This window comes from Bacillus sp. FJAT-27445 (assembly GCF_001510665.1).
Taxonomy (GTDB): Bacteria; Bacillota; Bacilli; order Bacillales; family Cytobacillaceae; genus Bacillus_D.
In genome coordinates, this window is the sequence record NZ_LMTI01000004.1 from 325,188 (window position 1) to 342,757 (window position 17,570).

The window sequence follows — 17,570 nt, forward strand, 5'->3', positions numbered from 1 at the left end:
AGAGCCAAAGAATACCGCAAAGATAGCAAGGAGTTTTTTAAAATGAAAAATACATCCAGTGATGGCCGTGGGATAAAGTTTGTATTCCCTGAAGACTGCGGTAACTCTCCTAAAAAAAGATTTCTTATAGAATTTATTATTGCCATTGCCAAAAAGGATATAGAGTTCATTGCAGATAGTGTCACAGATCATATCCATTGGCAACTGGTTGGAAACACAACGATCATCGGGAAAGATAAACTTGCAGATAAACTAAAAAAAGATTTTATTTGGAAAATAGTCGAAATAGAAGTGTTAGATATTATTACACATGGCAAATCAGGTGCTGTAAATGGAACGTTTAAAATAGAGGATGGCCGCCAGTACGCATTTTGCAATGTTTATAATTTCGTCAGTGCTGGCAAAAGCATCGTAAAGAAAATAGCAACGTATATAATTGAACTTTAAGTTTGGATAGGTGGCTATGATTAGAAGATAAACTTCAGGGAGGTTTAAAAAATGAATCGTTCGATAGCTGCGATAACACAATGCCCAAAATGCGGTGGAACTGAACTAGGTAAGGGGAAGCATAGTGGACAGGGGGTTATGTATCCGATGAATAAAATGAGTCTAGGTTCGGATGTAGAATATATTCTTTGTACAAGATGCGGGTATATAATTGAGAGCTATGTAAAAAAACCTGAGAAGTTTAAGGGTACTTTATAATAACTTCAATATAAGGTAAAGGGACACAGCCATTTAATACTTTCCCAAAAAATACGTCCCGTGATTGTGGGGAGAAATGGTAAGCAAAGGCGGATTGCAAAGGGGGAAGCAAACGATATGCGAATAGAGACATTTGAACAGTTGGCAGTGGCGATTGATACACTTCCGAGAAAGCAATCGACGTTACTTATCGGGGTTGATGGATGCGGGGGTTCTGGCAAAAGCACTCTTGCCAGAAAGCTGAAGGAAGCTAGAACAGATACAATCGTTGTCCATATGGACGATTTTTACTTTCTTTCGGCCCAAATCATAAAAGGACCGCCACAGGAAAAGCCTGTTGGCGCAGATTTTGACTGGCAGCGGGTATTAAATCAGGTGCTGCTGCCGTTGAGCCAGGATAAAGAAGGTAGCTACCAGCGTTACGATTGGAATAGTGATCAGCTTGCTGAATGGCATACCGCCCCTGTAGGCGGAGTTGTCATTATTGAAGGGATATCCTCGACACGGCATGAACTGGCGGATTACTACGATTTCACGATTTTCGTGGATTGCCCGTATGACGTCAGGCTACAAAGAGGGCTTGAGCGGGATGGCGAAGGGGCTAGGGATCGTTGGGTAAATGACTGGATGGTTGCGGAACAGATATATGTGGAAGCCCATAAACCGCATGAGCGGGCAGACGTGGTAATCGATGGGATGAAGTAATATCGTGTTTAAGGCATTCGGGATGAGATGAAATTGGCAATTAGCGGCATTATTCCATTAATGATTTATTCAATTTTGTTAATATTACTGGGTCATATTCACTTAATGGTGATGATTTAGAAATACATTTACCAGAGGTTGCACGTCAACAACTCATGACTGAAGTCACGAGCTTGTGAAGGCAAAAATCGCCTTCTGGTATCAACAGCCCAATATACGCCCGTTGGCATACCGAATTAATCACCTTCTTTAAGAGGTGAACTGTTTGACGAGGAACCAAGCAAACCCCGTTTAATCTATCACATGTGCTTGGCTATCGCTACATGTAACGGTTTTTGTTCTTGTTGCTTGAACATTTGACGATGCAGAGCTTTTCCTGCATCAACCCTGTATGTTCAGTTTTCAAAGAACAATTTCTAGTTATATTATAGCATCTATATTGAGCTTTACGAAAGATTGGCTTACCTGTCGGATACTTAGTCTAGTACAAAAACCAAATGATTTATAGCACTAGACCGTATCCGAAGGTGATTCATCTCATGACTGAAGTCACGAGGGTTCTCGCCTAATTCTAAATAGATGATTGGATGCTGGTTAAAGATATTATTCTTGGCCAGCATCTTTTTTTTAGTTATTGACCGTGTCTTAGGCCATCGCAGGAAATCATGCTATAATCAGGGAAAATGGACAAAGGGGAAACTAGTGTGTGGCAGGAATCAATTCAAATAGACGGCCCGTATAATTTTGACAGGGTCCTTGACCGGCTATCAATGGACCCGCTCAATGCCCTCAATCTTGAAAACAGGACAATTAAGGTTCCAATCAAACAGGCTGGCGGAGCTTTTACGGCTACCGTCACCGCGACTGGTACAACCAATCAGCCAAGCTTCGTAATCGAAGCCGAAAGCGGGGATAAAGAGCGCATCATCAAACGGCTTGCCGAGGTATTCCAGTGGGAAGTGCCGTTAAAGGATATTCACGAGCATTTTGGTAAAACTGACCTCAACATGATTTTTGATGAGCATATCGGCACGCCGCTTATTCTTGACTTCGATCCGTTCGGATGCCTGCTGAAATGCATCATCCACCAGCAGCTCAATTTGGCGTTTGCGATTAAGTTAACGCAACGATTCGTCATGAAATACGGGTTTGAAAAAGACGGTGCCTGGTTCTATCCGTCACCTGAGACGGTTGCCGCGCTGACAGTTGAAGAACTCAGGGAGATGCAATTCAGCGGCAGGAAAGCGGAATATTGCATCGACATTGCCAAGGCTGTCACAGAGGGCGGTTTGGATATCGAAGCTTTAAAGCATGAGGATGAGCAAGTTATTTTTGACAAGCTGATCAAAATACGCGGAATCGGCGCATGGACCATCCAGAATTTCCTGCTTTTTGGCCTCGGCCGTCAAAACCTGTTTCCAATGGCGGACATCGGCATCCAAAACGCACTCAAAAAACTATACCAGCTCGAACGAAAACCAACCAATGAAGAAATGGAACGCTACAAAACCGGCTGGGAACCATACCTAAGCTACGCATCCCTCTACCTATGGAGAAGTATTGAGTAAAGTGAAGCAATGAAGCAGGGGACGTATCCAGTGCCTCATTTTATTATGAGGGAAGTAAACGGAGTTGAACAACATGAAAAAAGAACAGGCAATTAAAATAGAACCAAAGCAAACCTTTCCGCTAACAATCAAAAGGCTCGGCATTAATGGGGAAGGCGTCGGTTATTTCAAAAGGCAGGTTGTCTTTGTTCCCGGCGCGCTTCCCGGTGAGGAAGTCGTCGTCGAAGCGACCAAAATCAATCCGAAGTTCGCTGAAGCCCGAATAAAAAAAATCCGCAAAGCGTCACCGTTCCGGGTGGCGCCGCCATGCCCAGTTTTTGAACAGTGCGGTGGCTGCCAGCTTCAGCATCTCAAGTATGAACGACAGCTCATCGAAAAGCGCGACATCGTCCTGCAGTCACTCGAGCGCCATACAAAGCTGAACCTAGATGAACTCGATGTCCGCTCGATGATCGGCATGGAAGACCCGTGGGCATACCGAAACAAAAGCAGCTTCCAGATCGGCGTCGAAAAAGGCAAGGTGCTCGCTGGCCTATACGGACTGAATTCGCATAAGCTCATCAACATTGAGCAATGTGCCGTACAGCATTCCGCGACGACCGAAGCAACATTAAAGGTACGGCAAATTCTGCAGGATCTCCACATTCCGATTTATAACGAAAAATCTCGGAAAGGAATTGTCCGGACCATCGTCACCCGCGTCGGCATCCAGTCCCAGGAGCTCCAAGTTGTCCTGATTACCACGCAAAAGGACATTCCCAAAAAGGAAATACTAATAGAAGAAATTACGAAGAGGCTGCCTGGCGTTAAGTCGATTGTCCAAAATATCAACGGAGAAAGAACGTCTTTGATTTTTGGAAAAGAGACAGCCACCTTGTCCGGAAGCGACTTTATCCAGGAAACACTCGGCGATTTGCAGTTCGAGCTTTCAGCAAGGACGTTCTTCCAGCTGAATCCTGTTCAAACAGTTAAGCTGTATGATGAAGTGAAAAGGGCGGCCGAGCTGACCGGGGTGGAAAAGGTCGTCGACGCATACTGCGGGGTTGGAACGATTGGCCTTTGGGTCGCAGGCCAGGCAGGCGAAATCCGGGGAATGGACATTATCCCCGAATCAATCGAAGACGCAAAGAAAAACGCTGCGCGCCACGGCATCAAACACGCAAAATATGTAACAGGCAAAGCGGAAGAATGGCTGCCGAAATGGACGAAAGAAGGCTGGCGCCCGGACGTTGTCATCGTCGACCCGCCACGGACAGGTCTCGACGGCAAGCTGCTTGAAACACTGTTAAAGGTAAAACCAAAGAAAATCGTCTATGTGTCCTGCAATCCATCAACGCTTGCGAGGGATATCCAGACATTAAGCACGAAATTCAAAGTTGAATACATTCAACCGGTTGATATGTTTCCGCAGACGGCTCATGTGGAGTGTGTGTCGAAGTTAGAACTGAAAAAATATTAGCAAAGTTTACATAAAAAGAGTTCATTGTTGAACTCTTTTTATGTTTGGAAATAGAAATAAATGATTACTCTCCTGAATTCTTATTGAACAATCGGGTCAGATTGTGGAGGAACTTCTCTGATATTCTAATAAGAACCGTCTCCGTGCTCCCACTTTGTTAAATATCCTGAATCGTTTTTTCTAGGAATTCACCCATACGCTTAACAGCCGGCTCTGAAAAATCAAAACTGACTCCAGTTTCTTCAAAAATAGATGCGATGGATTGATTGTAGTCTGCACTTGCCCCTTTTTTAAAGGATTCCACAGCCTGATCTGGATTTTTCTGATAGTTTTCAAGTAATTGAAGAGCCCCCAGCATAGCGATGCCGTATTCAAGAGTATAGAAAGGAAAATGGAAATAATGAATAGTGTCTGCCCAGCTCATACCAATTTCCTCCTCAAGCCCGGAAGTATCCACTGGGTTGAAGCTATAACGTTTTGAGATTTCAAAGAACTTGTCATCACGCTCTTTGGCAGTGTGCGCAGGATTTGTATACATCCAATGCTGGAAGAGATCCCCGGTTAATGGTTTTAATAACATTGAAAATGCCCATCTTAGCTCTTCACGCTGTGCGCTCTTAAAATCCTCTTGATCTGGATAAAAACGATCTAACTTATCCAATAAGAGCATTTCCATCCCAAAAGAATACAGTTCAGCAACTTCCGCTCGTAGTTGGTATTCTTCTAGAGGCCCATGTTCTGAAAACTCGAGGTACCCATTTACCGCATGGCCCATTTCGTGAATCAATGCGCTTAGTGAATCAAAGGATGGACTGAAATTCGCGAAAACAAAAGTATCCCCGGAAACAGGTAAGAAGGTACAGAAAGCTCCTGGGCCTTTTCCTTTCCGATCTCCAAGATCTAGTAACCCATGCTCCCTCATGTACTCGAAACGCTCTCCAAAATATGGGTCGGTCTTCCCTAACATTTCGGAAACGCCATCCAAAAGAGTAGATACTTCGGAGTAAGGTGGGTTTTTCAATAATTTAGCGGTGTTATCCCAAGGACGATACGTATCAACACCAAGTTTGGACTTAAAGACATCTGCTAACCTATTCCAAGCTGGGACAATATGCTTTTCTACATTATCATGAAAGTCATAACAATCTTGAACAGTATACTCACGATTATTAACCATAAACATATAATCTCGATAATTTTCAAAGCCTGCATTCAAGGCAATTTGATGGCGCAGTTGAACAAGTTCATCCATAATGGCATCTATATCGGGCTTAATCCCTCGATGGGCTGACATCATGGCGTGATAAGCTTTTTCTCGCACCTCTCTGTCCAGGTGATCGAGCTTAGATTTGATAGAAGGATAAGGCCTTACCTCTCCTTCCCATTCAACTGTTAATCCTCCCATAATTTCACTATACTTCGTACAGAGCTCTTGTTCTTTTACCATTAAGGGTATGTTTTCTTCTCTGAACAATTTAACTTTGGATTCGCGAAAGCGTCGCATTAAGCCGTAACGGTTTTCATCTAATTGATTTAGATAAGCAGACTCGCAGCATTTCTCATTCAATTTTGCTTCATATTTCATTAAGATTGGCTGGATAACTTGCTGATCGTGAAGATGAGTTGATTTGAAGTCCGCATCCTCTGTGTTTCGGTAGAAATCGACTTGGTGGCCTGTCATCGCCTCCGTGATTTTCATCATTAAATCCTTTTCATCTTTTAACCACTTTTCCAGGTCAGAAATGGATTCAATCGGAACCTCAAGTAAACTTCGAAATTGAGCCTCGACCCCTTCTGCATCTTGTAAATCGATTAATTCTTTATAATAATTATGGGCTATATCTTTTGTCATGGATAACTCTCCTTACCTTTAAATTATTTAAATTATCTTAATATTCATAATATAGTTTTCTGGTAATTAAATCTAGATAAATTTGTCTAAACTTACCAAAAACCCTATGTGTTACCACGTACACCGAAATCGAAACTTTATCCGAATTCAATAAAAAGCATACAAAAAAGAGGGGAAAAGGTAATAAGAGTGTGGACAAAGGGGAAAAAGAAGGGGACGTGTGATTTTCGGGAGACTTTATTCTAACTATGAATTGGAGGAATGCTCGGTTTGTTAATGATTAATCGGGTTGAGTTCTGACAGTATAGTTGAACGATTTAGTAAAATGTATAAACTCATAGAAAGGATATTAAAATGACAGAAATAAAAGATGAAATAATTTTAAGAGGACTTAAAGAAAACAATTTAAAAAATGTAGATATAAACATCCCAAAAGAAAAAATCATCGTATTTACTGGTCTTTCAGGATCAGGTAAGAGCTCAGTGGTTTTTGATACCTTAGCAACGGAAAGCAGAAGATATTTTGATAAATCTCTTCGAGAGTATGCTGTCAGATTTAAGCCATTATCTCCTTCAGGCTGGCAAGGTAATTGGATGATGACCTGCGGATTATTTGATCCGGATAAACCCATAAAGGACTACTCAGAAGAAGACCTCCACCTACTATTGTATGGTCCTCGGGAAGGCGAGAGAGCCTATGCGCCGTTTCACACAAAAAATGGACCCCACAATGCAGAGTGGGATGGGTTATTGCCTAGATTTACGCGGGTCTATATTAATAGAGATATCTCAAAGCTAAAACAAATATCCCAGGATGATGTTTTAGCAGTGTCAACACATTCATTGTGTCCAATGTGCCAAGGTTCACTGGATCATAGAAATGGGTCCGGGAGGAGGAAAACAAGGCGGACAAATTATATTTGAAGGCAGACCAGAAGAGATGCTAAACGCAGAGACATTGACAGCGAAATGGATAAGTCCCTAAAATAAAACGCTTGAGAAAAATTAGTTCTTTTTCCAACTGCTTTTGTAAAATAATTATTTAGGTGCCTTCAAAAGTTAGCGACTTTTTGAAGGCCTTTATTTCATAGTTATTTCAAAAAGTAATGAGGATAAAATCTTTATTTTACCCCACAATAAAATGTATTGTCAATAATAAAATTGCGATATTTCCGAAAAAATGTTACAATAATCTTTATAATTGCTTTTTTAAATCGTATCCCGAATTCAGCTGTATTTTTTGCAGATAGAATTATGGATACGTTTTTTAATATCCTTTTTTTAAACCGAAGAAAAAATCAAACAGTTTTGTGAGCTTTAAAGGAAGTTAATTGAATAAAAATATCAATTTGTTATCTAATTGTAACCGAGTTTTTATTCTAAAAGGAGGACTAGAGAATGAATCTAATCAATAAGAAAGTCACACACAAGCGTTTTGGTATGGGGAGTATAGTTAAACAAAATGATTCTGTTATTGAAATTACCTTCGCATCGGAAAATAAAAAGTTTGTTTTCCCCGATGTATTTGGAACGCACCTAAAACTGCATGATAAAAATGTTGCTAATTCACTTGAAAAAATTATACAAAAAAGGGAAGACGAACGAAAGGAGGAAGAATGGAAGAAGGAAGAGGAAAAAAAACTACAACAAAAAAACCAGCAACTTCAGTTGGAACATGAAAAACTTATGAAAAATCATAAACTTCATCCCGAATCGCAAATGGTTTTTTGGTGTGACACAGAAGAACAGAATAGTTCTTTTTCAGAGTGGAAGGTTTTCTCAGGCATAATAAAAAGTGGTAATAACAAGGGAAAGCCAAATAAACCCATCCGGTTGCACCAAAATAGTGCTGTTCTGTTAACAGCAATAGATTCAAGCATGCCTGAAAAAGACAGACGAATCTTAGGTGTCTATATGGTGAATGAAGATTTTATTGGTAAGCTCAGTGAAGATGGTTATATTCCTGCTCATTCAAAATACAGAATCCAGCTTACAGAACAAGAATCGGATCAGATGCTTTTCTGGAGATATTATGTAAATGAAAAATATCCCCAAAAAATGACTTGGAATACAGGTAAATACCGTTATTTTGATAATTCATGGATGGCCCAAATTTTGCTTGATATTATTTCGTTGAAAAGTGACCCGAAGGAACGAGAGCTTGCACAACAATTTTTTGAACATTTTTGTAAAATGAATCAGATAACAGATCAAGAGTTAGAAAAGCCTAATGGCGCATTATTACGTATTTAATCGTTAGCCCACAGATAATAAGACTGGCAGGGAATGACACAATAAATAGGGATAAAATTAAATAAAAAACTCTTATTAAAGTGCAAGACGATTCCAATCTATAGCATTTGCACTATTTAGAAATTAAAGCAATTAAATTGAAAACTTACCTCATATTGTGTTCCACCTACACTTAACACATGTTAAAGCGGTTACGAAACTAATATTAAAAGAAGGCAACTAATGTTATGGAAGTTGCCTCTTTAACAAATATCAATTCGCAAATACATATCTACATTAACTTTTAACTTATGTGAACCAATAAACTTACTAACCCGTAACAATAAACTCTTCCGATTTGCAGTTATGGACCAATATTATCCCGGTTATTCCATTATAGGAATCCGGGTTTTTTTCTTCTATTCAATACAATCTCAATATCTTTTCCATTCTTTTTTCATACTCTTTTCCCCGTTATCCCTTGTCAAAACTAGATTTATCCGATAACTCAATCATGTATTTTATCAATAAAAAAACCAGTTTAATCCAATAACAACCCCCTGTATTTCTTCTCTCCTTTCTCTTACTTCTCCCATTCAATTTCCTTTCCACTACACCAAGAAAATTGAGATTTCTATTTTAACTCCCGTGAAAACGTGAAAAAATGAGGTGAATTTAGGTGAGAAAACGGCTTTTAGCGGCAGAGCGTACAATAACTATACTCTTGAGGTTGTAGACCGGTTGGGTGCGGACTCTTTCACACAAGATTCTGGTGTATTGATTGCCAAGACGAGAAATGCGGAGACTGCACCAGGTATACACGTTGTTGATTCACATCCGGAAGATATTAATATACCTAACTATGTAAAACCAGATGGCTCAACATTTATGGTAACTGTAGGGGATTCCCGCTAGCTTGGCGACGCTATAAGGGGACCTTTACGCGCCGCTACTGTCTGTATGGCCGCTTCCAATCTCTTAGTGAAATGTTTTTATCTTGGCCACATTCCGACAACATTGTGAACTGGATCGAATCACATCACTGTTGTTTTTGTCTACGCATATATGTGTGGAATAAAAGTAAAGGAGCGGTTCATTGCTCCAGGCAATACCCAGATGGCTGTTCGATTGCTATCAGTTCTATTGGAAGTTCCTTCAGCCATCATGATTCGGGGCGGTAAAGGCGAGACGATTCCACTTGGCTGGGCGATCGATAAGAAAGGGAACCCGACAATAGATGCGGAAGCGGCACTTGAAGGATCCGTCCTTCCCTTAGGGGGGCCAAAAGGATATGGCATTTCCATGTTTATTGATATATTGTCCGGTGTCCTTACGGGGGCAGGGTTCGGACGCCATGTGAAAAATATGTACGACAATTGGGAGGAACCCCAGAATGTAGGCCACTTTTTTATTGCAATCGATTTAACCGCTTTATACCGGTGGAGAAATTCAAGGAACGGATGGACCTGTATATAAGGGAAATCAAAGCCGAACCTACAGCCCCGGGTGTCAAGGAGATATTGGTTCCTGGGGAAATTGAATACTTGCGTATGCTGGAACAGACTGAACAAGGAATTGAACTTCCTGAAAATCTCTTTACTGAGCTCGATGAAATCGGGAAGCGGTATCAGTTGGATTTGCGTTCTTTTGCCCTTCAGACTGTGTAACAGAAAAAGCATAGCTCCCATTACGGGCAGTTATGCTTTTGTTATATCCTCCACAGTCCGGACAACTGGGGTGCCTTTCTCCTTAATAGAAAAAATTCGGCAGAAGAAAAACCAGGTTGCTGGGAATACACAAGGTATTCTATTATTTTAAGAATGGATGATTGTGTTTGCGGTCGCACTAAATGATTCTTATTCCGGTGAATCTTTTGAATTAGTTTGAGGTCGTGATATTATAATAGACACATGAAATTATTACGCATTTTGGAAAAACAAACAGTTGCAAAAAGAACCAAATGGTTTAAGTGGCAGTTTTAAAAGCAGGCTAAACATAGTAAACGAGGAGAATTGATATGGAAACTGAAAAAAGGTTATCGCCTAAACAACATGAAGAAATACTCGGTACATTGAAAACCCGTTTTGAGAAAAACATGGACCGACATCAAGGACTTGAATGGGATAAAGTACAGGGAAAACTGGACAAGAATCCTGCAAAACTGTGGTCGCTTAATGAAATGGAAAGTACCGGTGGTGAACCGGATGTTATTGGGCATGGTGAAAAAACCGACGAATACATTTTTTATGATTGTTCGGCGGAAAGCCCAAAGGGACGCAGAAGTATTTGTTATGACCGGGAAGCGCTGGAGTCAAGGAAACAACACAAGCCTCAAAACAGCGCTATGGATATGGCTGCTGACATGGGTATTGAGATTTTAACGGAAGAACAATACCGGGAGCTGCAGAAACTTGGAAGTTTCGATACGAAAACATCGAGCTGGGTGAAAACACCTGAAAATATTAGAAAACTTGGTGGAGCCATCTTTTGTGATCGCCGCTACGATACAGTCTTTGTGTACCACAATGGAGCAGAATCCTATTATGCCGCCAGGGGTTTCCGTGGGTCGCTAAGGGTCTAATTTAGTTGTCGCTCGCTGCCTTGTGAGGTGGCCGAGGTGCTTATACCCAATCTTTTTCATAATAAGGAAAAATATCTACCCTTTGTTAGAATTTTCTATATAATGGATTTAAGCGGGAGCACTCAGTGGATCTGTGGTGCTCCATTCTTATTAGATAAAGATGGAGGGGGAGCATTCGATGGCTAATGATCCTGAGGTTTTATTGGATAAAGGGAGACAGCCTGATTTAAAAAAGAAGGTGGAGCGGAAAGAGGGGGAACCGACTCCGGCTTTTGTGGGGGCTTCCTGGGCGGCGCTTTTAGTCGGTGTTACGGCTTATCTCATCGGCTTATGGAATGCAGGGATGCAGCTGAATGAAAAGGGTTATTACTTTGCTGTTTTGGTATTCGGCCTTTATTCCGCGGTATCTTTGCAAAAAGCGGTTAGAGATAAAGAGGAAGGCATTCCTGTTACAAATATTTATTACGGTATCAGCTGGTTTGCACTTATTGTAGCGATTTCATTAATGGCCATCGGTTTATACAATGCGGGAAGTATTGTTTTAAGCGAAAAGGGCTTTTATGGTATGTCATTTGTCCTTAGCCTATTTGCAGCAATCACGATTCAAAAGAATATTCGCGATACACAGAGAGTAAGAGAAAGAGATTGATTCTTATTTTAAAAATACTATGGTATTCGAATGAGCACATTCGGATACCATTTGTCGTTATGAGGATAGTTGCGCTATTTATCTAACTAAAGTAGAATTCTGTAGGCTAGTTGAGTAATAATAGAAGAAACAGGATGGACACGGGAGGTTTTTCGTTGGAAAACAATGATATTTTAATCAGAGTTCGGTATGCGCTGGATATTAAGGATAACGACGTGGTAAAGATTTTTAAACTGGGCGGAATTGAAGTTACCAAGGATGAAGTGAAAATGATGCTCACGAAAACGAAGGACGACTACGAGGATGAAGACGGCTTTGAAGAAGACGACAGTATTAAAATCAATAATACCAAGCTTGAGTCCTTTTTTAACGGACTGATTATTTTCAAAAGAGGGCCACAGGAGCAAAGGCCGGGACAGGGTGACCAAACCCCAGCGGCTTTAAAAAGTAATGATCCGGTAAACAATATGCTTTTAAAAAAGCTGAAAATAGCCCTGGCATTAACGAGTGAGGATATGATCGATATTTTGGCTATGGCCGGAGTCTCCATAACAAAAGGAGAACTTAGTGCTTTATTGCGTAAAAAAGGCCATAAGAATTATAAAGAGTGCGGGGATAAGTTCGCGAGGAATTTCATAAAAGGGTTGGCTATAAAGTATAGAGGTTAAGGGCGAAGTGCCCGAATAAAAATAAGTGCCTGTTGCAACTGAATGTATCTCCTTTAGATTGTGGCAGGCACTTTTGTTATTAGATTGGATGAACATCTTTAAGATGTGCTATATTATTCTGAATATTGTATATATTTGCTTGTCCGGAGGTTATAATTTAAATAACAACTTGAAAAGCGTATATGGCAAGGGGAATTTTAGAAAAGGTGGGTGCTAAGTTATGGGAAGATTAATTCATTTCGAAATTCATGTGGATGAGATGGAACGCGCAAAGAAGTTTTATGGCGAGGTATTTGGATGGACATTTCAGGATTGGACTGAATATGCGGGAATGCCTTATTTTGGAGCTGTGACTGGTTCCGAGGATGAAATGGGTATCAATGGGGCTTTAATGAAGCGGCAAGGCGCCCGGCCTGAACCGAACCAAGCGATGAACGGCTTTGCATGTACAATGGGAGTGGAAGATTACGATTCAACAGAAGCAAAAATTCTAGAGAATGGCGGCCAGGTCGCAGTACCGAAGCATCCCCTTCCTGGAATGGCGTGGCAAGGCTACTATCTGGATACCGAGGGCAATGTATTCGGAATCCATCAGCCAGATGCGGATGCAAAATAGGACCCATTCCAGGTGGAAAATATGATTTCAAAAGACTCAGACGCCATGTTGGAAAAATTGCGCACTATTTGTCTTGCGCTTCTCGAAGCAGGTGAAATTGTTGACGGATTCGGCCACAAGACGTTTAAAATCAACGGAAAATCATTTGTAATTTCAGGTGAAAGCGAAAAGGGATTCAACGTGTCATTCAAGTCGGACCGGGAATCTCAGGAATTTTTGCTTCAGAAAGAGCATTTTTTCAAAACTCCGTACATAGGGCATCACGGCTGGGTATCCATCCAAAATCCCGCTGGGGAACAGTGGGATGAATTGACCGGCCTTATCCAGGAAGCCTATTTACTCGCTGCACCAAAGCGTTTGGTTAAGCAGTGGATGGAGTCACGGCAGAAGTGAAGGATTAATGTTAAAGGGAGAGCATCTTATTCATAGGTGCTCTCCCTTTGTAATTGAATGGCCTTATTGGAAAAGCTGGTCGCTATCGCCAGCCGTTGGGTTTTGATAAGTGGCCATATACTGCTTAATCATAATCTTCATAACTCACTCATAAATTAACGACAAGAGTTTTCTGCGGTACACGCTTAACATTAATCCGATGAGAAAGGAATTTAAGACTATGGATGCTAGTCCGTAGCTGATAAACGGCAGTGCCATCAGGATAACCGGAAAAAAGCCAAGGATCATACCCGCATTATAGACAAACTGAATAGAAAGGAGTGAACATACTCCGAGTATCAGTTGGATTATTTTTCAAGAGTAGAGATTGAAGATAACAAAACCCGAATTAAGGTATCTAATTTATCAATACATATCTAAGGTGTTTAAAGGAAATACAGATTAGGAAGATTTCGTGAAGATTTTAATATGTGGTAAATTTAGTGGTATAGTGGATAAAGTTCCAATAGAAAGACAGATTGACTTCTAATCTCTCTGGTGATAGATTATTCTTATTGGAAAACTAGGAATTAAAATTTAGGTAGGAAAATCAATAGATTCATAGGAGGTAAAAAAATGAATAAGAGATTAGTATCCATCTTGATTTTAGCATTGTTGCTAACTTTGGCAGCTTGCTCAGGTGATAAAAATTCATCAAAACCATCTGGCGGGAATGAAAGTAAAGGTACCGCAAAAGAAGGCGGAACATTGACAATCGCGGTTTCCGACAACCCCCAGGTGATGAACCCGCTCTATGCAAATGACCGCGTCACACTTACAGTCCAGCAGGCACTTTATGCACCTCTTTATTTCTTGGAGGATGGCGGCAAAAAGAAGTTTGTCCTGGCAGAGAGCTTTGAACCGTCAGAGGATCAACTGACATGGACATTAAAACTAAAAGACAATTTGAAATGGCATGATGGCCAAAAGATAACAGCGGATGACATTGTGTTTACAATCGATTCCATTCTGGATGAAAATCAAAGCAGTTCCATTCGCGGCAGCCTTGTTTTCGATGGCCAGCCTTTAAAAGTGGAAAAAGTGGATGAATTGACAGTAAAGTTCACCCTACCACAGGTAACTGCTTCCTTTGAAGGAGCATTGAACGACTTCTTCCCGATCCCGAAGCATGTTTTTGAAGGGGAAACCGATTTGATGAAGAGTGAAAAGAACCAAGGGCCAATCGGCTCCGGTCCTTTCAAATTCAAGGAGTTCAAATCGGACCAATATGTCCAGCTTGACCGTTTCGATGATTATTTTGCAGGAAAGGCGAAATTGGATTCCATCGTTTACAGGGTTGTGAAGGATCCAAACACTGCGAATATTTCACTTCAAAATGGCGAAGTAAACATGAGGCTTATCGACCCTCAAGATTATAAGAAGTTGGATGCAACAGGAAAGTTCAATATGCATCGATTCCCTGAAGGCCGTCTCTTTTATATGGCGTTCAACCTGAACAGCAAGGCTGTCCAAAGCAAAGAGCTTCGCCAGGCTGTCGCCCATGCACTTGATAAAAAGGAACTGATTGATTCAGCGTTTATTTCGGCCGATTTTGCTGAACCTGCTGCATCGGTCTTGACTCCTGATACAATGCACCACACCCAGGACATTACGACGTATGACTATAGCCAGTCGAAAGCAAAAGAGCTTCTGAAAAATGGCGGTATTAAAGAAGGGCATACTCTCCGTGTAATTTACGCAAACAACAATAAAATCATGGAAAGCCTGGCACTTTATACACAGCAGAAGCTTCAGGAAATTGGCTTGAAGGTGGAACTGACGCCGATGGATCCAAGCGCGTACGGCCAGAAGACACTGGATATGGCAACCACTGATTATGATATCAGCTTTGGCGGATACATCATGGGGCCTGAGCCGGACGTCTATAAGTCACTGTTCCAGAGCGATGCCGCATACAACTTTGCCCGTTATAAAAACGCTGAATTCGATAAGCTATGGGATAAAGCGGCAGTAGAAACGGATAAAGATAAGCGTGCTGATTTATACAAGCAAATCCAGGAAACTGTTGCACAGGACGTTCCTTACTTACCGCTAGCCTATCCAAAGGCAAGCCTTGCGGTTGATAAGAAATTTGCCGGCATTGAGGATGCAAAACTGATTCCTGTTACTATGGTTGAAGATCTTTCGAAAATTTATCAAGTTGAATAGTCCCTTTGCAAAAAAGCTGATAAAAGCATCAGCTTTTTTGCAGTTTTAATACGTATGGGCGGTACTCAGCCTGCCAAAGGGCTTTTGGCGTTCCATAAGGAGGTACACGCGTGAAAAGAATAATAGTGAAGAGGCTGCTCAATGCGATCCCGCTTTTAATCATCATTTCCATGATAGCCTTCCTTCTTATAAAACTGGCCCCGGGCGACCCGGTGAGGAGCTTTGTCACCCCGGATATGGCCCCTGAAGATGTCGAGCGAATACGCATAAGCCTTGGTCTTGATAAGCCGATTTATATTCAGTATTTTTTATGGCTTCAAAACATTGTAGTCGGAAATTTTGGCTATTCCTTGATTACCAAGCGCCCCGTGCTGGACATGATTCTCGAGCGCCTGCCCGCAACAGTCGGATTGATGGGGGTTTCACTTATCGTAACCTTGATTATTGCCATTCCCCTCGGATTGTTTACGGCGGTGAAAAAGAATTCGCTCTTTGACCGCATTGCAAATTTAATCTCGTATATAGGGATATCCATCCCGATTTTTTGGTTTGCCTTAATGCTGATTTACCTGTTTTCACTCAAATGGGGACTGCTGCCGAGCATGGGGATGCGTACGGTTGGCAGCGATTCTGCGTGGGATATCATCAAACACGGAATTCTTCCTTGTACAGTTCTCGCTTTTCAGAATGTATCAGTCTATATGAGGTATATTCGTTCGAGTACAATCCATCAGCTGGAAGAGGACTATGTCCACATCCAGTACGCTTATGGGGCCAGTAAGACAACGGTCCTGTTCCGCCATGTCTTGAGGAATGTCCTTTTGCCAATCATTACGATTGTCGGATTGTCGATACCCGGGCTGGTTGGAGGAGCGTTCATCACGGAGACTGTCTTTTCTTGGCCTGGACTGGGGCTTTTGGGCGTCACTTCGATTTTCTCATTCGATTATCCCGTGATTATGGCCATTACCCTGTTTTCGTCATTAATGCTTGTGGTCGGGAACTTGTTTGCGGACATCCTCTACAGTGTTGTCGATCCGCGGATAAGGCTAAGGGGGTAAGCCAATGAACAAGAGAAGATGGAATAATGTTAAAAAAGAACTGTTAAAAAACAAATTTGCCTTGATGGCCCTGATAATCCTTATACTCTTTTCAATTCTTTCGCTGTTTGCATTTTTGTCGCCGTTTGATCCTAATAAAATGTCGATACCGGATCGGCTGCAGCCTCCAGGCGCCAAGCATTTGTTTGGAACGGATGATTACGGCCGGGATTACTTGACCAGGGCACTTTATGGCGGCCGCGTGTCGCTTGCCGTGGGCTTTCTGTCCATGGTTGTCGCAGTCACAGTTGGGACAGCGGTAGGCACCATTTCGGGATACTTCGGCGGCTGGATTGATAATATCCTGATGAGGCTTGTGGAAGTGCTGATGTCGATTCCATCCTTTTTCCTAATGCTTCTTTTAAATGCCTATATGAAACCAGGAATTAGGACCCTCGTCATCATTATCGGCTTGATGACCTGGATGGAGATTGCGAGAATTGTAAGGTCCGAGACGCTTTCGGTAAAAGAACGGGAGTATGTCATGTACGCAAAAGCGTCCGGACAGTCGTCGGTGTTTATAATTTTGAAGCATATTATCCCGAATATCGCATCGACCATCATCATTGCCGGGACTCTTAACATTGCGACCGCCATATTGATGGAGTCCTCCTTAAGCTTTCTTGGGCTTGGCGTCCAGCAGCCAAACTCATCGTGGGGCAGCATGCTGAACAATGCCCAGGGCTATATCGGAGATGCCTGGCACCTGACGTTGTTCCCGGGATTTTTGATCTTATTTACCGTTCTAAGCTTTAATGTCCTTGGAAATGTCCTTCGAGTCGCATTCGAGCCAAAGGGTACCATACTGCAAAAAAAATAACGCATATGTGTTTT

At 41.7% G+C, this 17,570-nt stretch carries 16 protein-coding genes and 2 pseudogenes; 16 read left to right on the plus strand and 2 right to left on the minus strand.

From position 1 onward, the window contains the following. The first annotated feature begins 42 nt into the window (after positions 1-42). From AR337_RS13295 to rlmD, 5 genes are all read left to right on the plus strand, one after another. Positions 43-447 carry a hypothetical protein gene (locus AR337_RS13295; RefSeq protein WP_059172500.1) on the plus strand — a complete coding sequence of 135 codons (405 nt, stop codon included), beginning with the start codon at positions 43-45 and terminating at the stop codon, positions 445-447. Positions 448-498: 51 nt separating this feature from the next. Next, positions 499-705: a hypothetical protein gene (locus AR337_RS13300; protein WP_059172501.1), complete on the plus strand. Its 207-nt coding sequence runs from the start codon at positions 499-501 to the stop codon at positions 703-705. A gap of 117 nt (positions 706-822) precedes the next feature. Further along, positions 823-1,410 carry a uridine kinase gene (locus AR337_RS13305; RefSeq protein ID WP_059172502.1) on the plus strand — a complete coding sequence of 196 codons (588 nt, stop codon included), beginning with the start codon at positions 823-825 and terminating at the stop codon, positions 1,408-1,410. 704 nt (positions 1,411-2,114) lie between these two features. Continuing rightward, entirely contained in the window at positions 2,115-2,978 is an 864-nt protein-coding gene (locus AR337_RS13310) for a DNA-3-methyladenine glycosylase (RefSeq protein WP_059172503.1), read from the plus strand. A 73-nt stretch (positions 2,979-3,051) separates the two neighbouring features. After that, positions 3,052-4,437 (plus strand): 23S rRNA (uracil(1939)-C(5))-methyltransferase RlmD, encoded by a 1,386-nt coding sequence (rlmD, locus tag AR337_RS13315; RefSeq protein WP_059172504.1) that lies wholly within the window; start codon positions 3,052-3,054, stop codon positions 4,435-4,437. Between the two features lie 157 nt (positions 4,438-4,594). Here rlmD and AR337_RS13320 read toward each other — a convergent pair whose 3' ends face one another. Beyond that, the gene (locus AR337_RS13320; RefSeq protein WP_059172505.1) at positions 4,595-6,289 is read right to left on the minus strand and encodes a M3 family oligoendopeptidase; all 1,695 of its coding nucleotides are present in this window, start codon (positions 6,287-6,289) and stop codon (positions 4,595-4,597) included. A gap of 354 nt (positions 6,290-6,643) precedes the next feature. Between AR337_RS13320 and AR337_RS13325 the strand changes: the two are divergent. From AR337_RS13325 to AR337_RS13365, 8 genes and pseudogenes are all read left to right on the plus strand, one after another. Then, positions 6,644-7,156, plus strand: a pseudogene (locus AR337_RS13325) (excinuclease ABC subunit UvrA); the annotation flags it as partial. 531 nt (positions 7,157-7,687) lie between these two features. Further along, entirely contained in the window at positions 7,688-8,542 is an 855-nt protein-coding gene (locus tag AR337_RS13330; protein ID WP_059172507.1) for a hypothetical protein, read from the plus strand. A 1,143-nt stretch (positions 8,543-9,685) separates the two neighbouring features. Then, a pseudogene (locus AR337_RS22760) lies at positions 9,686-10,188 on the plus strand (Ldh family oxidoreductase). Positions 10,189-10,538: 350 nt separating this feature from the next. Next, on the plus strand, positions 10,539-11,102 hold the full coding sequence (locus tag AR337_RS13345) for a DUF4256 domain-containing protein (RefSeq protein WP_059172510.1): 564 nt from the start codon (positions 10,539-10,541) through the stop codon (positions 11,100-11,102). Between the two features lie 178 nt (positions 11,103-11,280). Beyond that, positions 11,281-11,751 (plus strand): inner membrane protein YiaA, encoded by a 471-nt coding sequence (gene yiaA / locus AR337_RS13350; RefSeq protein WP_059172511.1) that lies wholly within the window; start codon positions 11,281-11,283, stop codon positions 11,749-11,751. A gap of 134 nt (positions 11,752-11,885) precedes the next feature. Beyond that, positions 11,886-12,419 carry a DUF1456 family protein gene (locus AR337_RS13355; RefSeq protein ID WP_059172512.1) on the plus strand — a complete coding sequence of 178 codons (534 nt, stop codon included), beginning with the start codon at positions 11,886-11,888 and terminating at the stop codon, positions 12,417-12,419. Positions 12,420-12,639: 220 nt separating this feature from the next. Continuing rightward, a complete protein-coding gene (locus AR337_RS13360; RefSeq protein ID WP_059172513.1) occupies positions 12,640-13,035 on the plus strand; it encodes a VOC family protein in 396 nt (131 codons plus the stop codon). Positions 13,036-13,056: 21 nt separating this feature from the next. After that, the gene (locus AR337_RS13365; RefSeq protein ID WP_059172514.1) at positions 13,057-13,428 is read left to right on the plus strand and encodes an MmcQ/YjbR family DNA-binding protein; all 372 of its coding nucleotides are present in this window, start codon (positions 13,057-13,059) and stop codon (positions 13,426-13,428) included. A 144-nt stretch (positions 13,429-13,572) separates the two neighbouring features. Here AR337_RS13365 and AR337_RS24070 read toward each other — a convergent pair whose 3' ends face one another. After that, a complete protein-coding gene (locus AR337_RS24070) occupies positions 13,573-13,779 on the minus strand; it encodes an FtsW/RodA/SpoVE family cell cycle protein (RefSeq protein ID WP_082686974.1) in 207 nt (68 codons plus the stop codon). Positions 13,780-14,043: 264 nt separating this feature from the next. On the opposite strand from AR337_RS24070, the gene AR337_RS13370 reads away from it, so the two are divergent. The 3 genes from AR337_RS13370 (at position 14,044) to AR337_RS13380 (ending at position 17,556) form a co-directional block, all read left to right on the plus strand. Further along, positions 14,044-15,636 carry an ABC transporter substrate-binding protein gene (locus AR337_RS13370; RefSeq protein ID WP_059172515.1) on the plus strand — a complete coding sequence of 531 codons (1,593 nt, stop codon included), beginning with the start codon at positions 14,044-14,046 and terminating at the stop codon, positions 15,634-15,636. 110 nt (positions 15,637-15,746) lie between these two features. Then, positions 15,747-16,697, plus strand: coding sequence for an ABC transporter permease (locus tag AR337_RS13375; RefSeq protein ID WP_059172516.1), 951 nt, complete (start codon positions 15,747-15,749; stop codon positions 16,695-16,697). A 4-nt stretch (positions 16,698-16,701) separates the two neighbouring features. Next, positions 16,702-17,556, plus strand: a complete 855-nt coding sequence (locus AR337_RS13380) for an ABC transporter permease (RefSeq protein WP_059172517.1) — start codon at positions 16,702-16,704, stop codon at positions 17,554-17,556. The last annotated feature ends 14 nt before the right edge of the window (positions 17,557-17,570 follow it).

Coding starts and splice junctions, on each gene's coding strand:
- AR337_RS13295 (WP_059172500.1), top strand. CDS start 43: ATGAAAAATACATCCAGTGATGGCCGTGGGATAAAGTTTGTATTCCCT.
- AR337_RS13300 (WP_059172501.1), top strand. CDS start 499: ATGAATCGTTCGATAGCTGCGATAACACAATGCCCAAAATGCGGTGGA.
- AR337_RS13305 (WP_059172502.1), top strand. CDS start 823: ATGCGAATAGAGACATTTGAACAGTTGGCAGTGGCGATTGATACACTT.
- rlmD (WP_059172504.1), top strand. CDS start 3,052: ATGAAAAAAGAACAGGCAATTAAAATAGAACCAAAGCAAACCTTTCCG.
- AR337_RS13320 (WP_059172505.1), bottom strand. CDS start 6,289: ATGACAAAAGATATAGCCCATAATTATTATAAAGAATTAATCGATTTA.
- AR337_RS13330 (WP_059172507.1), top strand. CDS start 7,688: ATGAATCTAATCAATAAGAAAGTCACACACAAGCGTTTTGGTATGGGG.
- AR337_RS13345 (WP_059172510.1), top strand. CDS start 10,539: ATGGAAACTGAAAAAAGGTTATCGCCTAAACAACATGAAGAAATACTC.
- yiaA (WP_059172511.1), top strand. CDS start 11,281: ATGGCTAATGATCCTGAGGTTTTATTGGATAAAGGGAGACAGCCTGAT.
- AR337_RS13355 (WP_059172512.1), top strand. CDS start 11,886: ATGGACACGGGAGGTTTTTCGTTGGAAAACAATGATATTTTAATCAGA.
- AR337_RS13360 (WP_059172513.1), top strand. CDS start 12,640: ATGGGAAGATTAATTCATTTCGAAATTCATGTGGATGAGATGGAACGC.
- AR337_RS13365 (WP_059172514.1), top strand. CDS start 13,057: ATGATTTCAAAAGACTCAGACGCCATGTTGGAAAAATTGCGCACTATT.
- AR337_RS13370 (WP_059172515.1), top strand. CDS start 14,044: ATGAATAAGAGATTAGTATCCATCTTGATTTTAGCATTGTTGCTAACT.
- AR337_RS13380 (WP_059172517.1), top strand. CDS start 16,702: ATGAACAAGAGAAGATGGAATAATGTTAAAAAAGAACTGTTAAAAAAC.